The sequence below is a fragment of the Pseudoduganella guangdongensis genome (assembly GCF_009857475.1).
Lineage (GTDB): Bacteria > Pseudomonadota > Gammaproteobacteria > Burkholderiales > Burkholderiaceae_D > Rugamonas > Rugamonas guangdongensis.
This window is the reverse complement of sequence record NZ_WWCJ01000012.1, coordinates 113226-132459: the sequence shown is the minus strand read 5'-3', so window position 1 is coordinate 132459 and position 19234 is coordinate 113226. Positions and strand designations below refer to the sequence as shown.

Annotated in this window: 15 protein-coding genes; 8 read left to right on the top strand and 7 right to left on the bottom strand. The window is 63.9% G+C overall.

Annotated features, from left to right (window positions below):
* Positions 1-60 precede the first annotated feature (60 nt).
* Positions 61-2316, top strand: coding sequence for a PAS domain S-box protein (locus GTP41_RS17750; protein WP_161026912.1), 2256 nt, complete (start codon positions 61-63; stop codon positions 2314-2316).
* A complete protein-coding gene (locus tag GTP41_RS17745; RefSeq protein ID WP_161026911.1) occupies positions 2313-2768 on the top strand; it encodes a hypothetical protein in 456 nt (151 codons plus the stop codon). The genes GTP41_RS17750 and GTP41_RS17745 overlap by 4 nt, the downstream gene beginning before the upstream one ends.
* A 15-nt stretch (positions 2769-2783) precedes the next feature.
* Here the strand turns inward: GTP41_RS17745 and GTP41_RS17740 are convergent, their stop codons facing one another.
* From GTP41_RS17740 to GTP41_RS17725, 4 genes are all read right to left on the bottom strand, one after another.
* Positions 2784-3848: a M35 family metalloendopeptidase gene (locus GTP41_RS17740; protein ID WP_161026910.1), complete on the bottom strand. Its 1065-nt coding sequence runs from the start codon at positions 3846-3848 to the stop codon at positions 2784-2786.
* 168 nt (positions 3849-4016) lie between these two features.
* The gene (rodA, locus tag GTP41_RS17735) at positions 4017-5117 is read right to left on the bottom strand and encodes a rod shape-determining protein RodA (RefSeq protein WP_161026909.1); all 1101 of its coding nucleotides are present in this window, start codon (positions 5115-5117) and stop codon (positions 4017-4019) included.
* A 131-nt stretch (positions 5118-5248) separates the two neighbouring features.
* Positions 5249-6859: a PHA/PHB synthase family protein gene (locus GTP41_RS17730; protein ID WP_161026908.1), complete on the bottom strand. Its 1611-nt coding sequence runs from the start codon at positions 6857-6859 to the stop codon at positions 5249-5251.
* Positions 6860-6875: 16 nt separating this feature from the next.
* Positions 6876-7715: a universal stress protein gene (locus GTP41_RS17725; RefSeq protein ID WP_161026907.1), complete on the bottom strand. Its 840-nt coding sequence runs from the start codon at positions 7713-7715 to the stop codon at positions 6876-6878.
* Positions 7716-7920: 205 nt separating this feature from the next.
* On the opposite strand from GTP41_RS17725, the gene GTP41_RS17720 reads away from it, so the two are divergent.
* From GTP41_RS17720 to GTP41_RS17705, 4 genes are all read left to right on the top strand, one after another.
* The gene (locus GTP41_RS17720) at positions 7921-10053 is read left to right on the top strand and encodes a TonB-dependent siderophore receptor (protein ID WP_229502938.1); all 2133 of its coding nucleotides are present in this window, start codon (positions 7921-7923) and stop codon (positions 10051-10053) included.
* A 12-nt stretch (positions 10054-10065) separates the two neighbouring features.
* Entirely contained in the window at positions 10066-11304 is a 1239-nt protein-coding gene (locus GTP41_RS17715; RefSeq protein ID WP_161026905.1) for a PepSY-associated TM helix domain-containing protein, read from the top strand.
* Positions 11305-11466: 162 nt separating this feature from the next.
* Entirely contained in the window at positions 11467-11970 is a 504-nt protein-coding gene (locus GTP41_RS17710; protein ID WP_161026904.1) for a hypothetical protein, read from the top strand.
* 17 nt (positions 11971-11987) lie between these two features.
* Positions 11988-12197 (top strand): hypothetical protein, encoded by a 210-nt coding sequence (locus tag GTP41_RS17705; RefSeq protein ID WP_161026903.1) that lies wholly within the window; start codon positions 11988-11990, stop codon positions 12195-12197.
* Between the two features lie 280 nt (positions 12198-12477).
* Here GTP41_RS17705 and GTP41_RS17700 read toward each other — a convergent pair whose 3' ends face one another.
* Positions 12478-13392, bottom strand: a complete 915-nt coding sequence (locus tag GTP41_RS17700; protein ID WP_161026902.1) for an alpha/beta hydrolase — start codon at positions 13390-13392, stop codon at positions 12478-12480.
* Between the two features lie 241 nt (positions 13393-13633).
* Here GTP41_RS17700 and GTP41_RS17695 point away from each other — a divergent pair, with 241 nt between their 5' ends.
* Entirely contained in the window at positions 13634-14302 is a 669-nt protein-coding gene (locus GTP41_RS17695) for a DUF6345 domain-containing protein (RefSeq protein WP_161026901.1), read from the top strand.
* Positions 14303-14311: 9 nt separating this feature from the next.
* Entirely contained in the window at positions 14312-15157 is an 846-nt protein-coding gene (locus GTP41_RS17690; RefSeq protein WP_161026900.1) for a hypothetical protein, read from the top strand.
* A 46-nt stretch (positions 15158-15203) separates the two neighbouring features.
* On the opposite strand, the gene GTP41_RS17685 is transcribed toward GTP41_RS17690, so the two are convergent.
* Positions 15204-15710 carry a hypothetical protein gene (locus GTP41_RS17685; protein ID WP_161026899.1) on the bottom strand — a complete coding sequence of 169 codons (507 nt, stop codon included), beginning with the start codon at positions 15708-15710 and terminating at the stop codon, positions 15204-15206.
* A 275-nt stretch (positions 15711-15985) separates the two neighbouring features.
* Complete coding sequence (locus GTP41_RS17680; protein ID WP_202419780.1) at positions 15986-19153, bottom strand: di-heme oxidoredictase family protein; 3168 nt, start codon at positions 19151-19153, stop codon at positions 15986-15988.
* Between the last annotated feature and the right edge of the window lie 81 nt (positions 19154-19234).

Sequence of the window (19234 nt, the reverse complement as noted above, 5' to 3'; positions counted from 1 at the left end):
TTTTTTTCTTTTGAATTCGCTTACAATGACCTTGCGCTAAATCCACAATAAGATCAAGCCATGCCAACTGACCTGGGCAAGTTCATACTGGAAGAAGCACCCGGCGGCATCATCGCCACCGACGCGCACGACACAGTCCTGTTCTGGACCAAGGGCGCCACCGAGATTTATGGCTATAGCGGCGACGAGGCGCGCGGCAACAAACTGGGCGAGCTGATCGGCATGCCGGGCCACCCGGTGAAGCAGGAGTTCGGCGCCGATTTTGAATACCTGCGCCGGCGCAAGGACGGCCAGGCCGTGTACGTGGGCGCCGCCTGCAAAGCGGTGTACACGGCGCAGGGCGGCATCGAGTACATCATCCACAGCCAGAACGACATCACCGACGCCAAGGCGCTGCGCGATGCGCGCAATGTCGAGTCGCGCTACCGCGGCCTGCTGGAGTCGATGCCGGATGCGATCGTCATGGCCAATTCCACCGGGCGCATCGTGCTGGTCAACAGCCAGGCGGAACGCCTGTTTGGTTTTGCGCCGCGCGAACTCCTGGGCAAACCGGTGGAAATACTGCTGCCCCAGCGTTTCCGCGGCGGCCATGTGGCGCACCGCGCGCAGTATTTCGTGCAGCCGCGCACGCGGACCATGGGCGCCGGCCTGGAGCTGTACGGCCTGCGCAAGGACGGGCTCGAGTTCCCGGTGGAGATCAGCCTCAGCATGATCCAGATGGAGGAAGGCGCGATTGTCATGAGCGCCATCCGCGATATCGGCGAGCGCAAAAAGGCGGAGCAGAAGTTTCGCGGCTTGCTGGAGTCGGCGCCCGACCCGATGGTCATCGTCAACACGCGCGGCGAGATCGTGCTGGTCAATTCGCAGACGGAGCAAGTGTTCGGCTACCAGCGCCAGGAATTGCTCGGCAAGCCGATCGAGATCCTGATCCCGGCGCGTTTTGCCGGCCGCCACCCGGCCGCGCGCGGCAGCTTCTTCGACAAGGCCCAGCCGCGCGCCATGGGCGCGGGCACCGAACTGTACGCCATGCGGCGCGACGGCACCGAGTTCCCGGTCGAGATCAGCCTGAGCCCCTTGAAGACGGAAGATGAGCTGCTCGTTTCCAGCGCCATCCGCGACATCACCGGGCGGCGCCAGATCGAACGCAAGCTGCTGGAACAGAAGCTGGAGCTGGAGCAGGCCAGCAAGGCCAAGGACCGTTTCCTGGCCAGCATGTCGCACGAGCTGCGCACGCCGCTGAATGCCATCCTCGGTTTCGGCCAGCTGCTGCACAACCAGAAGCTGCCGCTCACCACGGCCCAGCGCTACGGCTTCGCCGGCAATATCGTCCAAGCCGGCCAGCACCTGCTGCACTTGATTAATGAAACCCTGGACTTGGCCAAGATCGAGGTCGGCGCCGTCACGCTCTCGCTGGAGCCGGTGGCGCTGGACGACTTGCTGCACGAAGCGATCCAGATGATTGAAGCCATGGCCGAAGCGCGCTCGGTGCAGGTCCACCTGGCCCCGCCCAAGGGGCTGCATGTCCGGGCCGACCGCATCCGCCTGCGCCAGATCGTGCTCAACCTCTTGTCGAATGCGGTGAAGTACAACCGCAAGGGCGGCCAGGTCTGGGTCGACGTCGGCCAAGGCGATCCCGGCCGCACCTGGCTGGCCGTGAAAGACGACGGCCCCGGCCTGAGCCCGGAGCAGATGTCCGGACTGTTCCAGCCCTTTAACCGCCTGGGACAGGAGGGCGGCGCGGAAGAGGGCAGCGGCATTGGCCTGGTGCTGAGCCGGCGCCTGGCCGACCTGATGAACGCGACCATCGCCGTCTCCAGTGCCGTCGGCCACGGCAGTACTTTTACGGTCGGGATGGAAGCGGCCGAACCGCAGGTGCTGCCCGCCTTGCCTGTGCGCGACAACACGCCGGCGCCGGCCACCGCGGCCAGCCAGCGCAACAAGCCGGTCCTGCTTTACGTGGAAGACAACCCGGCCAACCTGCGCCTGGTGCAGGAGATCGTCAAGCTGCACCTTGACCTGGAACTGCTCTCCGCCACGGATGGCAACAGCGGCGTCGCCATGGCGCGCGACTTCCTGCCCGATGCGATCCTGATGGACATGAACCTGCCCGGCATCAGCGGGCGGGAAGCCCAGCGCCGCCTGCGCCAGGACCCGGCCACGCGCGACATTCCCATCATCGCCTTGTCCGCCAACGCCATGCCGCTCGACGTGGAAGCGGCGCTGCAAGCAGGCTTCGTGCGCTACCTGACCAAGCCCCTCGATATCACCGAGTTCCTGCAAGTGGTGGGCGAAACGCTGGAACAAAAAAGAGAATGAAGACTATTGTTGCCGCCTTGCTCATTGTGGGCACCGTCCATGCGGGGGAAGCGCCAGTGCTGGAACTCAAACTTTCCGTCAAGAGCCAGGATGGCCGTCCGGTGGTGCATATCGCGCTGGCCAACCACTCGGCGCAGACGCTCAAGGTGCTGCACGCGCTGGCCGATGAAGAAGAAATGTACGGCAAACTGTTTGAACTGCACGATGCGGCCAGCGGCCAGCCGCTGGAATACCAGGGCATCATGGTCAAGCGCGGGCCGCTGACGGAGGAAGACTATCTCGCCATGGCGCCCGGCGCCAAACGCAGGAACGCCATCGACCTCGGGCGCGCCTATGCCTTCAAACCGGGGCGCCACGCTTACACGATCAGCTATTGCGGCCACTATCTGCGGGATGGGAAGGAAGTGCCGCTCACCGTGGGGCCGGTACGCTTTGAGCATACCGGCAGGTGAGCGGCGCGCCGCTGCTTACTGCAGGGCAGGGGTGTTCTCGCCAAAATATTCGTGCGAGTCGGCGTTGTCAACCGCCTGGGCAGGATTGCTGATCGCCAGGCTGGCGGCAGCCGACTGGCCATAGGCGTGGTCGTCGGTGCCGGCGACGACGTTGAAGTGGCTCATCTCGTGCACCAGGGTGCCGCCCTTGGAATCGGTGCCGGACATTGGCGCGCTCCAGAACGCCTTGCAGACGTAGATGGTGTAAGGCTGGGTCGGATACACATAGGCGTAATAGGTCTTCTTGCAACCGCAATCGACCGTGATCGGCTTGGTGTCGAAAGCGGACTTGATCGCCGCGAAGTGCGCCTTCACGGTGGCGTAGCGGCCCGCGTCATAAGCGCCGAACCACTTGGTGTAGCGCGGACCGGCATTATTGCCACCCAAGTAGGTGTTGCTGTTGTTCGCCATGCTTTGCGCGGTGGAGATGGCGCTGGTGATGGTGGACTGCTGGGAGGTGGTGCACTTGCTGAAGGCCAGGCCGGCGGCCGCCGCCACCGGCGCCGCCGCCGCTTTGGCTACGCTGCCGCGCGGCAGGGTGCCTTCGATCGACACGTTCAGCGCGTCCGATTGCAGGGTATCGGCCTGTTTTTTGTCGATCGCCTTGCCGGCCGGGTCGACATTGCTGAACAGCTTGGCCGACTTGGTGCTATAGCGGATCGAGTAGTCGCCCGAGATGCTCATGTTATACATCTGCGACAGTTCAACCGTCACCTTGTGCGATTTGCCGGGCTGGATCACGTAGTAGTCGGCCGGGGTCGGCGCGGCACGCTTGACGTGCATGCCCTCGTACGGCACTTTGGCGCCGTCGCGGGTCACGTCAAACAGGGATTCTTCGATATCGCCAAATGGGGTGTGCCATTTCAGCACATACTGCGGCACCGCCGACGTGTTGGTGAGGGTTACATGCACCACCACGTCATCTTGCGGGCCCAGGGCGCGCTTGTCGATGCTGATGCTGGCCTTCAGGCCGTCCGCCGCATAGGCGCCAAAGCTGAAGGATGCTGCCAGTGCGAAGCCGCCAAGGTGTTTCCAGTTCATTCGTCTCTCCGTCCATTGATTGATGTTGTGAAGGGCCTTGCAGCAACCCCTGGGTCAATCTTGCTGCGGACGGATGGGCACTTCAATCAAATTCGGCACGGCGGCGCGAGCCTGTCGCCATTTCAACAACAATAACGTTAAGCCTTGGACAAGCTTGCCACGCTTGTCTCATTTGGGACAATTGTAACTGCGCCGAATGCTCATCAGGATGCCGCAACCGAGGCCGAGGGTGGCCAGCGCCGTGCCGCCGTAGCTGAAGAACGGCAGCGGCACGCCGACCACCGGCACCACGCCGCTGACCATGCCGATATTGATGAAGGCATAGGTGAAGAAGATCATCGTGATCGCACCGCCCAGCAGGCGCGAGAACGGGGTCGGCGCGCCGGCGGCAATCTGCAGCCCGCGCACCACCAGCAAGGCATACATCAGCAGCAGGACAACACCGCCCACCAGGCCGAACTCCTCGGCAAAGACGGAGAAGATAAAGTCAGTCGAGCGCTCGGGGATGAAACCCAGATGGCCCTGGGTGCCGTCCATCCAGCCGCGCCCCGTCATGCCGCCCGAGCCGATGGCGGTCATGGCCTGGTTGATCTGGAAGCCTTTGCCCATCGGGTCCGCGCCGGGGTCGAGGAAGGTCAGCACGCGTTGGCGCTGGAAGTCGTGCAGCATATGCCAGACCAGCGGCGCCGCCGCCAGGGCGCTGGCCGCCAGCGCTGCCAGCGCCTTCCACGACAGGCCCGCCAGCACGATGACGTAGAAGCCGGCCGACAGCACCAGCATAGCCGTGCCGAAGTCGGGCTGCTTGGCGATCAGGCCGACCGGAATGGCCAGCAGCAGCGCCGCCACCGCGAAACGCCGCCAGCCTTGCACGCCGTCATAACGATGGAAATACCACGCCAGCATCAAAGGCATGGCGATCTTCATCATTTCGGAAGGCTGGAAATCGTGCCCGAGATTCAACCAGCGCGTCGAACCCTTCTTCGTTACGCCGAACAGGAACACCGCCACCAGCAAGGCCACGCCCAGCGCATACAGCGCTGCCGCGTGGCGCATCAGCACTTGCTGCGGGACGTTCGACGCAGCCCACATCAGCCCCACGGCCATCAGCACATTGCGCAGCTGGAGTTCAAAGCGGCCGGGGAAATCAGCCGAGGCGGAATACAGCGTGAACAAGCCGGTGCAGACCAGGATGCCGACAATGGCCGCCAAAGGCGCGTCCACCGCCAGCACCGGCCGCAGGCGGCGCCAGGACGGGGTATGCAGGGTCATTGGAACGCCTGCAGCCAGATCATGCGCCCGGCAAGGACGGCAAATCCGATCAGGGTAATGGCGGCCAGCAGGGCCAGGCGGCGGCGGAATTGTTTTTGTTCGGCGTTCATGCCGAAATTATAAGGCCTGGCCTAGCTTTCCCGCACGTAGATTCCGGGGGCGTCGCCTAACCAGGGATAGTCCGGATGGGCCTGCGCAGCCGGCACGCGCAGCGCGCCGCAGCGCTGCGCCAGCCAGGTGCACCAGTCCTCCCACCACGAGCCTGCCACCGGCTCGCGCGTGGCCAGCCATTCTTTGGCGCTGGCGTCGCGCAGCAGCGGCCCGGCCCAGTATTGCTGCTTTGCGCTGCTGCCCGGCGGATTGATGATGCCGAGGATGTGGCCGGAGGCCGTGAGCACATAGCGCACCGGCGCCCCCACCAGGGCCGCGCTGCAGTACGTGCTGCGCCAGGGGGTGATATGGTCGGCCAGCGCGCCCACCGCGTACAGCTCTTGCCGGATGCGGCCAAGGTCGATGGGCTGGCCGCGTAGCTCCAGCGCGTCGGGCCGCGCCAGTTTGTTGGCCAGGTACAGCTCGCGCAGGCAGAAGGCGTGCGTGGCGCGCGGCTGGCGCGTGCCGTCGGCATTCCACGCCAGCGGCGCCATGGCGGGCGTCGCTTCGCCCAGCAGGTATTTATGCACCACATAGCGCCAGACCTGGGTGTTCGGGCGCAGCATGCGGAAGCTCCAGCCGATCTGTTGCGCATCGAGGAAGCCCTGGCGCGCCATCAGCTCTTCCAGCCAGGCCACGCTTTCTTCGCTGATGAAACTGGCAATATCGCCCGGCCTGGCGAAATCGGTGAGTGTGGCCAGCAGGGTCCAGTGCGCGACGGGAAGCTCCCGTCCTGGCGGGTAGCGCCGGTTCAGCCATGCCATCAGGGTCGCCAGCGCCGTGCCGCCGATGCAATAGCCCACCGCATGCACCTGCGGCACGCCGGCGATCGCGCGCGCCGCCTCGAGCGCTGCCAGGATGCCGTCAAACAGGTGGTCCTCGAACGACAGCCCGGCCATTGCGCTGCCCGGATTCTTCCAGCTGACCACGAATACGTCGAAGCCCTGCGCGACCAGGTGGCGCACCATGCTTTGCTGCTGCGTGAGGTCGAGGATGTAGTACTTGTTGATCCACGGCGGCACCAGCACCAGCGGCACCGCATGCACCTGCGCGTTGAGCGGCGTGTACTGGATCAGCTCCATCATGGCATTGCGCAGCACCACGCGGCCGGGCGTTGCCGCCAGGTCGCGCCCCAGCTCAAAGCGCGTGCGGTCGACCATGCGCAGGTCGCCCGCCAGCAGGTCGCGCAGCCACTCCTGGTACCCGGCCCGCAGGCTGGCGCCGCCGCTCTCAAAGGCACGCCGCAGCGCCACCGGGTTGGTGGGCAGGAAATTGCTGGGCGCGAACGCATTGCACCAGTGGCGCAACCAGAAAGCGGCGTTGCGGGCGGCCCGTTCGTCAGCGCCGGGCGTGTCGTAGATCTGGCGCTCCAGCGTGCGCGTGAGGCCGAGGTATTGCTGCATCAAGCCGTGGAAGAAGGGATGAACGCGCCAGGCTTCGTCCGCGAAACGGTCATCGCCCTCCGCCGCCTCGGCGAGGGGCGAGGGCATGCCGGTGGCCCAGCTTACGGTGGCAAGTTCCTGCCACGCCCGGGCCAGCTCCACAGGGTGCGCCAGCCATGCGGCCGCGACTTGAACGAAGGGGTTCGGCATACAGACCAGTATAGCCCTAGTGCGCCATGAGGACCGGCAGCGTCATGCTCTGCAGGATGGTGCGGGTCGCGCCGCCCAGCATGATTTCGCGGAAGCGGCTATGGCTATAGCAGCCCATCACCAGCAAATCGGCATCCACGTCGGCGGCATGGGACAGCAGGGCGGAGCCGATCTCGATATCGGTGACCTGCGCCGATACTTCCACCTCGATGCCATGCCGCGCCAGGTACAGGGCCATGTCCGCCCCGGGCTCGGCGCCGTGCGCGTCCGGTTGGCGGCCGGCGTTGAACACCACCAGCGACACCTTGCCGGCAGCCTGCATGAGCGGCAGGGCGGCAGTCACCGCACGCGTCGCTTCCATGCTGCCATCCCATGCCACCAGCACGCGCCGGAACGGGGCTTCGAAATGCCCGGCATATGGCAGCACCAGCACGGGACGCGCGCTGTTGGTGGCGAGGAACTCGGGCGTCTCCTGCGCCAACGGGGCCATGGCCTCATCGGGATTGGCCTGGCCCAGCACCAGCAGGTCGGCATAGCGCGACTGCAGGACCAGGCCATCGCCGGCCTGGTCGTCGATCAGACGCGACTCAAAAGAGGCGACATCGAGCGTACCGCATTGGCGCTCGAACTCCTGCAGGGCGGCGCGCGCCTGCTTGCGCGCTTCGTCCATGCACTCGGCCGCCATGCTGACGCCCATCGACGTGGCGTAGTCCATGGTCAGGTAGCGTGAAACGCCGGTCATGGCCGCCCCCACCAGCCGCCCCCGGAACAACGCGGCCAGTTGCGCCGCCAGGCGCACACGGCGCGCCGTATCCGCCGAACTGTTCACGTGTACCACGATAGTCTTGTATGCCATGGCTGCCTCCGATTGTTAGCGAAAAAGGAATAAAGAAAGTCTAGGGCGCTGCGCAAGCCGTGTGCATGACCTGGATCAAGCGGGACGGATTTGACTTTTGAATGAGAATCGTTATCATCTATGGGTTTTGAAACGGGAGCCAGCCATCTGTACGCCAGCCATTCACAAAAGCAATAAAGAAGAACTGGTTGAGGTTCAGATGAAAATGAAACAAATAGCCGCCCTGGTTGCCATGGCGTTCCCCCTGGCCGTTGTCGCCCAAGACAGCGCCGTGCTGCCGCAGATCCAGGTCACGGCGCAGAAACTGGACGAAACGTCCTACACCGTCGACAAGGGCCGCACCGCGACGCCGCTCAGCATTTCCCTGCGCGATACGCCGCAGTCGGTATCCGTGATCACCCAGCAGCGCATTGAAGACCAGGGCCTGCAGACTGTGACCGATGTGGTCAACAATGTCACCGGCGTCTCGGTCAACCAGTACGAAACCCACCGCGCCGGCTTTACCGCGCGCGGCTTCGATATCGACAACCTGCAGATCGACGGCGTGCCGACCAGCTGGGAACAGGCATGGAGTTCGGGCGAAGTGATTGGCAGCCTGGCCCTGTATGAGCGGGTGGAAGTGGTGCGCGGCGCCACCGGTCTGATGACCGGCGCCGGCAACCCGTCCGCCGCCATCAACCTGGTACGCAAACGCGCCACCAGCAAAGACCTGACCGGCTCCGCCGAAATCGGCATCGGCCGCTGGAACGAGCGGCGCGCCCAGGTCGATGTCTCGACCGGCCTGAATGCCGCCGGCACCGTGCGCGCGCGCGTCATCGGCGAAGTGCAGCGCAGCGACAGTTGGAGCAAGCTGCGCGAAAACAAGAGCAACACCTACTACGCCACCGTGGAAGCGGACCTGGCGCCGCGCACCGTCCTGTCCGCCGGGTTGAGCCGCCAGAAAGACGACCCGAAAGGCCCGATGTGGGGCGGCCTGCCGGCCTGGTACACCGACGGCAGCAAGCCGGGCTGGGACGTCTCCAAGACATCCTCCGCCGACTGGACGCGCTGGGAAACCGAGTATGAAAACGCCTTTGCCAACCTGGAGCACGGCTTCGACAACGGCTGGAAGCTGCGCGCCAGCTACTCGCGCGGCGACCGCAAAGCCGATTCCGCGCTGCTCTACCTGTCCGGCCTGCCGGACCGGGTGACGGGCCTCGGCATGGCCGCTTTCGCCGGCTCCTACAAGGTCAGCACCAAGCAGGACGACTTCAGCCTGCACGCCAGCGGACCGTTCGAGCTGGCCGGCCGCAAGCACGAAGCAGCCATCGGCTACGCGCACTCCAAGCAGAAGTTCCATACCCAAAGCCGCGCCGCCGACTATGGCAGCGCCTATCCGCCCGTCGGGGACTTCAACAACTGGGACGGCACCAAGTACCCGGAGCCGGTGTGGGGCCCGCTGGCCTTCTATGAAGCGAACGTCACCAAGCAGGACGCCGTGTACGGCGTTGCGCGCTTCTCGCTCAGCGACCCGCTGAAAGCCATCATCGGCGCGCGCGTCACCAACTACGACAAATCCGGTACCAGCGCCTGGGTTCCGCCATACCGCATGAAGTACGACCATGAGCTGACGCCATATGCAGGCCTGGTCTACGACATCAACGAGAACCTCTCGACCTATGTCAGCTACACCGACATCTTCCAGATGCAGAACCGCCGCGACAAGGCCGGCGCCATGCTCGATCCGATTGTGGGCAAGAGCACCGAAGCGGGTGTGAAAGGCGAGTTCTTCGACGGCCGCCTGAACGCTTCCTTCGCCGTCTTCAAGATCAAGCAGGACAACCTGGCGCAGGAAGTGGACCTGGTGGACCGCGACGGTGACGGTCCGCTGGCGCCGGAAGCCTACTACCGCGCAGCCAAGGGCGCCAAGACCGACGGCTTTGAGTTCGAAGTCTCCGGCGAACTGGCGCGCGGCTGGAATGCCACCGCAGGCTACTCGCAGTTCAGCGGCAAGGAAGCCAATGGCAGCGAGATCAACACCGTCTACCCGCGCAAGCTGTTCCGCGTCTTCACCACCTACCGCCTGGATGCATTGACGGTGGGCGGTGGCGTGAACTGGGAAGGCCGCACCTACACGCTGGACCCGGCCGCGCCGGCCAACACCAATGGCCGTATCGAGCAGGACGCGTTCGCCCTGGTGAACCTGATGGCACGCTACGACATCAACCAGCACCTGTCGGCCCAGCTGAATGTCAACAATCTGTTCGACAAACAGCACTTCGGCATGTTCTCGGCCTATGGCGCGATTACCTACGCAGCCCCGCGCAGCGTTTCCGCCAGCCTGAAGTACCGCTTCTGACCGGGGCCTGCCATGCGTGCATTCTGGACTTTAGTTCACCGCTACCTCGGCCTGACCACGGCGGCCTTCCTGTTCGTCAGCGGCGTGACAGGCGCCATCATCTCGTGGGACCACGAGCTGGACGATGTGCTTAACCCGCACCTGATGGAGTCGCATACGCCGGGCCAGGCGCAATCCTCGCTCGTCCTGGCGCGCGAACTGGAGCGGCGCTACCCGCAGGTGGGCGTATCCTTCGTTCCCTTGCACGCAGGGCAGGGCGAGACGCTGCACTTTGGCGTCTCGCCCAAAGTAGACCCGGCCACCGGCAAGCTCGCCGAACCGGGCTTCAACCAGGTCTTTGTCGACCCGGTCAGCGGCGCCGAGTTGGGCAAGCGGGAGTGGGGCGCCGTCTGGCCCATTACGAAGGAGACCTTCGTCTCCTTCCTCTACCGCCTGCACTACTCGCTGCACATACCGGAAATGTGGGGCATCGACCGCTGGGGCGTCTGGCTCATGGGCGTGATCGCCATGATCTGGGTGGTGGACAGCTTTGTCGGCTTCTACCTGACCTTACCCGTGCGCGCCCGCAGCGGCGGCGCGCGCGGCTGGATGCAGCGCTGGAAACCGGCATGGAAAGTACGCTGGGGCGGCGGCGGCGCCAAGCTCAATTTCGACCTGCACCGCGCGTTCAGCCTGTGGACCTGGATCCTGCTGTTCATCCTGGCCTTCACCGCCTTCTCGCTAAACTTCTACCGCGAGATCTTCTACCCGATCATGACCACGGTGTCCGACGTCACGCCGACGCCGTTCGAAACCCGCGCCCCGGCGCCGCTGCACAAGCCGATTGCAGCACGCATCGGCTACGACGACATCCTGAACCGCGCCCGCGCCGAAGCCGCCACGCGCGACTGGACCGACCCGGCCGGCAGCGTGTTCTACTCGCAGGACTTCGGCATCTACGGCGTCAGCTTCTTCCAGCCCGGGAACGACCACGGCACCGGCGGCGTTGGCCCGGCCGTGCTCTATTTTGACGGTAGCGATGGCAGCGTGCTGGGCGAACGCCTGCCATGGAAAGGCACGGCCGCCGACATCTTCGTGCAAGCCCAGTTCCCGCTGCACTCAGGCCGCATTCTCGGCATTCCAGGCCGTATCCTGATCTCGGTCATGGGCATCGTGGTGGCGATGCTGAGCGTCACCGGCGTGATCCTGTGGTGGCGCAAGCGTTCCGCCAGGGTGCACATGGCAAGCGCCAACCGCCTTCTCTTTCGATAGTGTTGGACGTTCGCCATATTTGGCTCAGCAGTGACATTGTGCGAGATTTCGGGTGAAAAATTGGGCGCAAAATAGCCCAACCTTTTCAATGAGGCAACGTTGATTTCGCTCCCCGGAGCGCCGCATTGCCTCCTCATACAACCGACTATGCGCGCGATGCGAATGTGTTTCCGTACTGCGGGACCGGCCCTGGCTTGCGCCATCGCATTGTCGGGCTGTAGCCTGTACCAGGGCTTGTTCGGCGGCCCACCCAAGCTCAAAATGGGTGAGGTGCAAGTGCAGGCCAGCGCCGACGCCAACCGCAACAGCCCGGTCACCCTCGATATCGTCCTGGTGGCCGACGCCGCGCTGGAGCAGCGCCTGATGGCGCCCGACAGCAAATGGTTTCCGCACGGCCCTTTGCTGCTCGCCAGCTTCCCCGGCGCCTTGCGCGTCTTCCGCTGCGAATTCCCCCCCGCCACTGAACTCACCCTGCCACCATCCATGTTCGACGGCCAGCGCGCGCTGGCCGTCTTCGTCTTCGCCGGCCTGGCGGATGGCGAACGCCGTGCGCGCATCGAGCCCTGGCGCGATGGCGGGCAGATCCAGATAGGACGCGAAGGCTGGCGCGCCGCGCTCGCCGCCACCGATGCACTGCAGCAGCCTGGCCTGAACAAATCAACTTGATTCGGAGACTTAGCGGCATGAGAGCAAGCAGCAACGACCGGGTAGCGATTCCTTCGGAAGGCATTCTCTGGCACGACGGCCTGCTGCTGGCGCCGGTGCACTTCGAACAATTGACCCAGCGCCACGAGGAGCTCGTGGCCTACCATGTCCGCAGCGGCTTCCAGTACGCCTCAGCGAGCGGTCGCCGGGCCTTGAGGATGCCTTCTGGGCATCGCCCCTGGCTGTAACCGCAAGCTATACGCCGCAGGAGGCGCCCGACTCCATACCGTCCGAGGCAAGGCCGGTCCGGCCAACGAAAAACCTGCCCCAGGTCGGCGACCTCAGCAAAACGATGGTGGGGGCGGCGGTCTATGGCCGGCTCCACAAGAGAAAGGTGCAATCGAATTCCGGGCTGCGTTATGCGCACAAGGATGGCGTGCCGCTTGAAGTACGGCAGCAACTTAACCTTGGGCGTGAGGTGGTCAATCAATGGCTCGCAGCGCGACTTAACCTACTTTGAGCACCGGCCTATTCAAGGAAGAATTCCATCCCGCGCGCGAGGGCAGGGAACATGGCCGAGCCATGGTTTTCGTGCGCCAGTTCGACAAAGCGCACCCGCTCCAGGCCGAAACCATCCTTGTTCACAGCAAGCTGAGCGGCCAGGTCGCGGGCCTGGTCGACCATACGCCGCCTCGCCAGTGCGGCACTGCGCTCGCTTTCACGGGCGGATGGCGGCGCTGCCGATTGTTCCAGCGCACCGACCGTCAGCAATACCTTAGGGCGCGCTGTACGAGGCGCGGCGAGGTTCTTCACTTCACCTAGCACATGCTGTTCGGCATACCAGATTGAGGGGCTGGCCGCGATGTATGCCTGGAAGGCTGCGGGACGGGTGAACAGAGCGTGCAAGGTGAGCAGGCCGCCGTAAGAATGGCCGAACAGCGCCTGCCGTTGCAGGTCAAGCGGCGCCACGGCGAGGACGATCGGTTTCAGCTCCTGTTCGAGAAAGTCCAGGAACAGGTCGGCGCCACCTTCGCCTTTGCCAGTCTTGTCGCCGGCCGGCGGAGTGTAGTCCCGGCTGCGCGCTGCACTATCGTAGTCATCACCGCTGGCGTAGCCGATACCGACGATAACCGGGGCATTCTGGCCCGTAGCCTTGCTGCGCCGCGCCACGGTGCGGGCCATCAGCGCGGCGCTGGGAAAAGTGGCATTGCCATCGAGGAGGTAGAGCACCGGATGGCCTGCCGCCGGGGCCTGCGTTTCAGGCACGCTGATGAAGATGCGATAGCGTTGTCCCGTATGGCGCGACGTCACATCCAACTGTTTAGCCTGCGGCATCACCGCAGTTTGCCAAGCTTGCCCAGCGAACGCTGGCAGGCTGACGCAGGCCAGCAAGCCGGCAGCGCTGGCCATCAATGCGCGGCGCGCGGCAGTGTATTGGTGCATGTCGTGGCGCTTGCTGTTCATCGTGAACGAATCAAATCTAAATGGGAATGATTCTCATTTTATAAGCAATGCTTCCCTACCGCAACAACACTGCCGGCCACGCCCGTATTATGGGTGGTCCCCCACCGCAAAGTTAGGTACCAGCACGGATAAAGCGAAGCGCCTGCACGCCTATAGTTCATCCCATCCCCACCGCCAACCGGCGCGGGAAAATCGCTGATGACAATGATGGAGAACGATCATGGGAATGGGCATTGAATGGGTCTTGAAGTACAACGGCCGCGCGGCGGACGTGTCCAACACAAGGGCCGCCGCTGAGGGCTTCTACAACACGCTGCATGCGGTTCGCCAGTTTGCCTGGGGCGACAACCTCGCATGGGACCGCGATTTTGAGCAGCAGGGCGCCGGCAGCCCCTTATCCGGTGGCGACAGCAGCTGGGTGGACAACGTCGACATTGCCTTCTTCGCCGGCCATGGCAACCAGCAGGGGCCGCTCTTCGGTACCACCATCGATAGCGGCCAGGCCACGCCGGGCGAAGTGCGGCTGGGCGATATCGACCTGGAATGGATCGCCTTCCACGCCTGCCAGGTGCTGGAACGGGCCGGGGTGTTCGACCGCTGGGGGCCGTCGTTCAAAGGTTTGCACTACATGCTGGGGTTTGACACCATCTGCCACGATGAAACCAACCGCGGCCGCTATTTCGCCGACCACCTGAACCACGGTTGGCGCGTGCGCGACGCGTGGATCGCCGCTGCCCAGGAGACGGAGGGATCGGACTGCCGCTGGGCCTACCTGCGGGCCGATGCCGCCGGCACCAATACGTACGAAGACCACTGGCATGGGAAGGGCTTTGTCTCGTCCGATCCGGATACGCCCACCACCTATTTTTACCTGCGCGGCGCCTGCTAGGAGATTGCCATGAACTACGAACTGTTTACGTTCCCCAAAATGCCTGCGCCGCAGCCAGTGACCTTGCTGCAACCGCGCCGTATTGAAGGTTCTGCCTGCAGCATTGCCGCCAAACTGGGAGAACGCTTTGGTGTTCGCGCCAAACCCCAGGACATGGGCGCCCGCATCATCGCCAGCGACGACCACTCCGTGCTCGAGTACTTCGTCGCCACCGGTTCGGTGCGCTGGGCGGCGCGCGCTGGCCAGAAAGGTGAGGCGGAATTCCAGCCGCGCCTGCCGGACGAGAAGGAAGCCGTGGAGTATGCCACGGCCAGGCTGCGCGAGTTCGACTTGATGCATGGCGCGGCCGCCGTGCACTCCGTCACCGACCTGGAGCTTTGCATCCGCAAGGCCAACGAGAAAGAAGAATCCGTCTGGCCGATCGCGCGCCAGGTGAACATGCGCTTCAAGGAAGGTGGTTTGCCATTTTTCGGTCCGGGCGCAAAGATCCAGGCAACGGTCGGCGAGGGCGGCCGCGTCGATGAAATGCTGCGCTTCTGGCGTGAAGTGGATGTGGCTGGCGAAGCGCGGACCATTTCACCCGACCACCTGGCGGACATCCTGATGCGTGATGAAAGCTTTGCGCAGCTTTGCCCGGGCGAAGCATCGGTTCAGTTCCACGACTGCCAGCTGGGCTTCTACGCACTGCCGCCACGCGAAGTACAAGGCTTGCTGGTGCCGGTGTTCGCCATATCAGGCACGGTATCGACGCCTGCACTGCCACGCTACGACTTCATGCGCTATGTGCCGGCGGTGGCCATCGCGGCCAAGGGCAGGGCACGGGTGGCGCCGTTGCGCGCAGTTCCGGCATACTAAACCGCCAAGCGGATCGAATGCGCAGCAAGTGGGTTACACGACGGATTTACTGGTCGTACTCCATGACCTGTTCTGCTTCCTGCATTCGATCCCAGTAATCGGTGCAGTCCTCGACATCTTCTGGGGTCAGCTGGTCGTCGGGCGGCGTGCCGGGCGGCGTGCGTGTGGTGAGGTAGAGCTGGTAGTCGCGCGCCCCTTTCGCCAAGGAAGCGGCCCAGCCAATGGAATTTGGTTTTAATGCGTCCGTCATCAACAGTTTTCCCTTATTGATGGCACGCCAGCGGGCGGACTTCGCCGATTCCTGCTTAACCGGCCCCTTCTTCTTGTCGTGCTTTTCCTTGGCAACGTTCTTTTTGAGCTGCTCGACGATATCCTTATTCGCTTTGACAGTGCCGCTGTTCATGCCATCACCCGGGCCACCGGATTGATGCCCGGTGTAGCCTGTATCGTGGCCTGTCTGCTGGGCTGCCAGCGCAATCTGCTCTGCTGAGTAGTGCAGGGCGATCGACGAATACCCAATCGATTTCGGTACGGTCTCGGCCCGCTGGATCATGACCGACGGGCCCGCTGGCAGCGGAACCGCAGCGGCTCGCGCTTGTGGTTTGAAAGCTTGCGGGACCGACGGTTGCGGCCTTGGCGGACTAGGCGCTAGTTTGGCCTGGACCGGAAGCGCCGCGCGAGGATGGTAGACAGGAGGAACGGCCGGCGTTGCTGGACGCAGCGACGCCGGCCGGGGCACTGGGACTGGTTTCGGCATGGTGTTCCGCTCCCTCGGGAAGATGGACAGTACCGCTTGGTGCTGTCCATTATCTGCGGATGCGGGCCCGCTTACAAGGACCGCAGGAACGCCAGCAGTGCTTCGCGGTCGGACTTTGGCAATGCGGCAAAGCGATCGCGCGAGCGGCTTGCTTCGCCGCCGTGCCACATCACCGCTTCGGTCAGGTTGCGTGCACGGCCATCGTGCAGGTAGCCGACCTGGGCGCTGTTGCCCATCACCTTCTCGGTGTAGCCGATACCCCACAGCGGCGCGGTACGCCACATATTGCCCTTGGCCTGGCCTTCCACCACCTTGTCGGCCAGCTCACTGCCCATATCGTGCAGCAGCAAGTCGGAGTAAGGGCGGATGGTCTGGTTGCGCAGTTCCGCCAGCAGGTGTCCCGGGCCGGTTTTCATCTCGACCGTATGGCATGCCGAGCAGCGCATCGCCTGGAACAGCTTGCTGCCAACACTGATTTGCTGTGGATCGACACGATGTTCATCCAGCGGTGCGACACCTTTCGGGAAGCCACTCGGCAAGCTGCGTTGGGCCGGGACCGCGACCAGTGCCAGGTACTGCGAGATCAGCTGCAGCTCCGGCTCGCTGACGCCGCGTTGGGCTGGGGCGCTCTTGCATCCGACCGGGTCGCTGGCGCAGTTGCGGTTCGGGTAGACGGGTGAAGTAACCGCCATATCCTGCAGCAGGGCCGCCGCTGCCTGGTGGCGCAGGCTGGCCTTCGAGGCCTTCCAGCCGAAGCGGCCCAGGCGCACAGCGCCGCTTTCCGGATCGAAGACGAAGTTGGCGCTGCCTTTCACGCCATCTTCGTCCGGTGTGGTGCGGACCCGCGCCAGGATGTCCGCTTCAGGAACGGCTTCCAGCAAGCCTGTGCCCAGCATCGGTTGAGCGGCGCGCAGCGAAACCATGTCCGGCACGACGCCCTCAAAAGCCAGGGTTGGCTTGCGCAGCTCTACGCTGCTGCCATCGGCCAGCTTGACGCTGCGCGTTTCGAAACCGCCGACACGCACACCCAGGCCCCAGTTCTGCGGCGTTCCGTTAGCCGAAACGGCGTTCATCTGCACGGTGCTGCCATACAGTGGATGCGGCGATTGGGCTCCATCCGCTGCGGTCACGGCCACGCGCACGGACATATTGTCCAGGCGCTGGTTGACGGCAATCGGTGCCGGACTGCGGCCATTGTTGACGTGGCAGGCGATGCAGGCGGATTGGTTGAAGCGTTGGCCCTGCAAGCCGATCGCAGGCTCGTAGCGGTCGTTGCCGGATTCATTATGGGCGCCGGTGGTGAAGTTGGTATGCAATAAGCGCCGACCTTCAACGAAGCGCTGCATGTTCTGCATGCCGATATTGTTGTGCGGCTGCTGGAACATAAACAAGCCGTTGTCCGAGTAGTTGTAAGACACCGAACCCAAGCCGCCCGACAGCGTCTCCGCCGGCAGCGGCACCGAATTCAGGCGCGGTTGCACGCCATACCATGGGCGCAGGCCATCACCAACCACATACGTCCATTCTTGCGAGTAGTAACGGATGCCGCCGCTATCGCCTTTAGCGAGCATGGATTCAGTGGTGGAGAACATGGACGGCGAGACTTCGATCACATCACCTACGACCAAGGGCCGAGACGGAATATGCGTACCGTTCGGGAAACCGTTGGCATCGAGCCCGCTCATGCCGGGGTACTGCTTGACCAGCAAAGTACACCCGCCGTTGATGCCGCCCGGCGCAGCCAACTGGCCGGCCGCAGGATAGGCAGTGGGTTTGCAAACCTTGATAGAGCCGTCCACCAACTGCCCGGGCGCCATCCAACCGTAGCCGGTGACACCCGGCCGGTCGATGGCCCTGAAGAAGGCGATGCCACCCGACAGGAAATCGACGGTGGTGTACTGGTTCACCACCAGGGTCGGCTTCGTCACGCCCGGCACGCGGCTGTTATCGATGATCTCGACGCCCCAGGTGCGGTTCTTGAAGTATTGCGGGACAAAGGTCAGGTAATTGCCCGGCCCCTTGTCGACCGGTTGGCCGGTCGCCGGATCGACGGTTTCATTCGGCCCGTAGCCAATTTCATTCCAATCTTCCCCGCGCTCGCGACCGTGCCGCGCAAAGCCGCGCGCACCAAAGCGGGTGACCAGCGTGCCATCCGGCAGGGTGAATTGCAGCGATTCTTGCGGGGCTGCGCTCGAAGGCAATGGCAGCAAGCCGTCGCCGTTGGCGGGGAAAGCGAAGGCGGAGGTGCCCCCCGGTGCAATGGTATTGTCGCTCCCCGGCGATTTGAACTCAGCCTCGAATAGCGAATAACCGTACTGCGTCGCGCGCTCGATGCCTTGCATGCGGATGTAGCGGGCGCTGATCCCGAGGTTGAAGAATTCCTCGGTGCCGCCTCGGCCATTATTGACCAGACGCACCTGCGTCCACGCCTGGCCATCGTCCGATGCCATCAACGCGTACTGCTTGCCGTACGCGTTCTCCCAGACCAGCTTCATATAGCCGATAGACGTCTTGGCGCCAAAGTCGAACTGAATCCAGGCGCCGTTGTCGCGTGCGCTCGCCCAGCGCGTATTCGCAAGGCCATCAATCGCCGCTGCGGCGGACAGCCCTGCGTTTTCGACCGGCGATGAAGTTGCGGCCACCGGCTTCAGGACGGTGCTCGGCCCACTTGGCTGGGGAATGGGTTCCTGTGGCGGCGGAGGGGAGGCCTGCTCGCCGGAGAATGCCTGGATCTCAAAGATCGAATAGCCGTACTGGCTCGAGCGTTTCAGCCCTTTCATGCGCAGGTAGCGACCAACGCCGGACAGGCCATTCCAGTCTTCCGTGCCACCCTGGCTGTTCTGGACCGATTTGATGGTGGACCAGTTGCGGTTATCGTCCGACACCTGCAACTCATACTCCGTGGCGTGGGCGTTTTCCCAGATGATGCGCACATGGTTAATGGCGACCGAGGCGCCAAAATCCAGCGTCAAGAACTGGTCGTCCGAGAATCCGCTGCTCCAACGCGTGGACTCATTGCCATCGATAGCCGCAGAGGCTCCCAGGTCGCCGCGCTCGGCAGAGGACGTTGTCGCAGCCACTGGTGTCAATGCAATCTCGGATACCTGCGTAGCCCCGCCTAAGGTCCTCAGCCCGGAGCGCGGCGCGCTGGAATCGCTGGCTGGAGTGCCGCCGCCGCAAGCTGTGAGCAGGGCGGACAGGGCGAGAGGCAGGCCCAGGATCAGTTGTCTCTTCTTCAAAATGAAACCTCCCTAGTTAATTTGCTTTCGTATTGCCAGTTAGCAATATTGTTCAGGCGCTTAGGTAAGTCAAGCGTGCAC

Bases quoted from the DNA above. Each gene is read 5' to 3' on its own strand.
- GTP41_RS17690 (WP_161026900.1), top strand. From the start codon at position 14,312: ATGAACTACGAACTGTTTACGTTCCCCAAAATGCCTGCGCCGCAGCCA.
- GTP41_RS17730 (WP_161026908.1), bottom strand. From the start codon at position 6,859: ATGCCGAACCCCTTCGTTCAAGTCGCGGCCGCATGGCTGGCGCACCCT.
- GTP41_RS17740 (WP_161026910.1), bottom strand. From the start codon at position 3,848: ATGAACTGGAAACACCTTGGCGGCTTCGCACTGGCAGCATCCTTCAGC.
- GTP41_RS17695 (WP_161026901.1), top strand. From the start codon at position 13,634: ATGGGAATGGGCATTGAATGGGTCTTGAAGTACAACGGCCGCGCGGCG.
- GTP41_RS17710 (WP_161026904.1), top strand. From the start codon at position 11,467: ATGTGTTTCCGTACTGCGGGACCGGCCCTGGCTTGCGCCATCGCATTG.
- GTP41_RS17725 (WP_161026907.1), bottom strand. From the start codon at position 7,715: ATGGCATACAAGACTATCGTGGTACACGTGAACAGTTCGGCGGATACG.
- GTP41_RS17715 (WP_161026905.1), top strand. From the start codon at position 10,066: ATGCGTGCATTCTGGACTTTAGTTCACCGCTACCTCGGCCTGACCACG.
- GTP41_RS17685 (WP_161026899.1), bottom strand. From the start codon at position 15,710: ATGATCCAGCGGGCCGAGACCGTACCGAAATCGATTGGGTATTCGTCG.
- GTP41_RS17705 (WP_161026903.1), top strand. From the start codon at position 11,988: ATGAGAGCAAGCAGCAACGACCGGGTAGCGATTCCTTCGGAAGGCATT.
- rodA (WP_161026909.1), bottom strand. From the start codon at position 5,117: ATGACCCTGCATACCCCGTCCTGGCGCCGCCTGCGGCCGGTGCTGGCG.
- GTP41_RS17700 (WP_161026902.1), bottom strand. From the start codon at position 13,392: ATGCACCAATACACTGCCGCGCGCCGCGCATTGATGGCCAGCGCTGCC.
- GTP41_RS17745 (WP_161026911.1), top strand. From the start codon at position 2,313: ATGAAGACTATTGTTGCCGCCTTGCTCATTGTGGGCACCGTCCATGCG.
- GTP41_RS17720 (WP_229502938.1), top strand. From the start codon at position 7,921: ATGAAACAAATAGCCGCCCTGGTTGCCATGGCGTTCCCCCTGGCCGTT.
- GTP41_RS17750 (WP_161026912.1), top strand. From the start codon at position 61: ATGCCAACTGACCTGGGCAAGTTCATACTGGAAGAAGCACCCGGCGGC.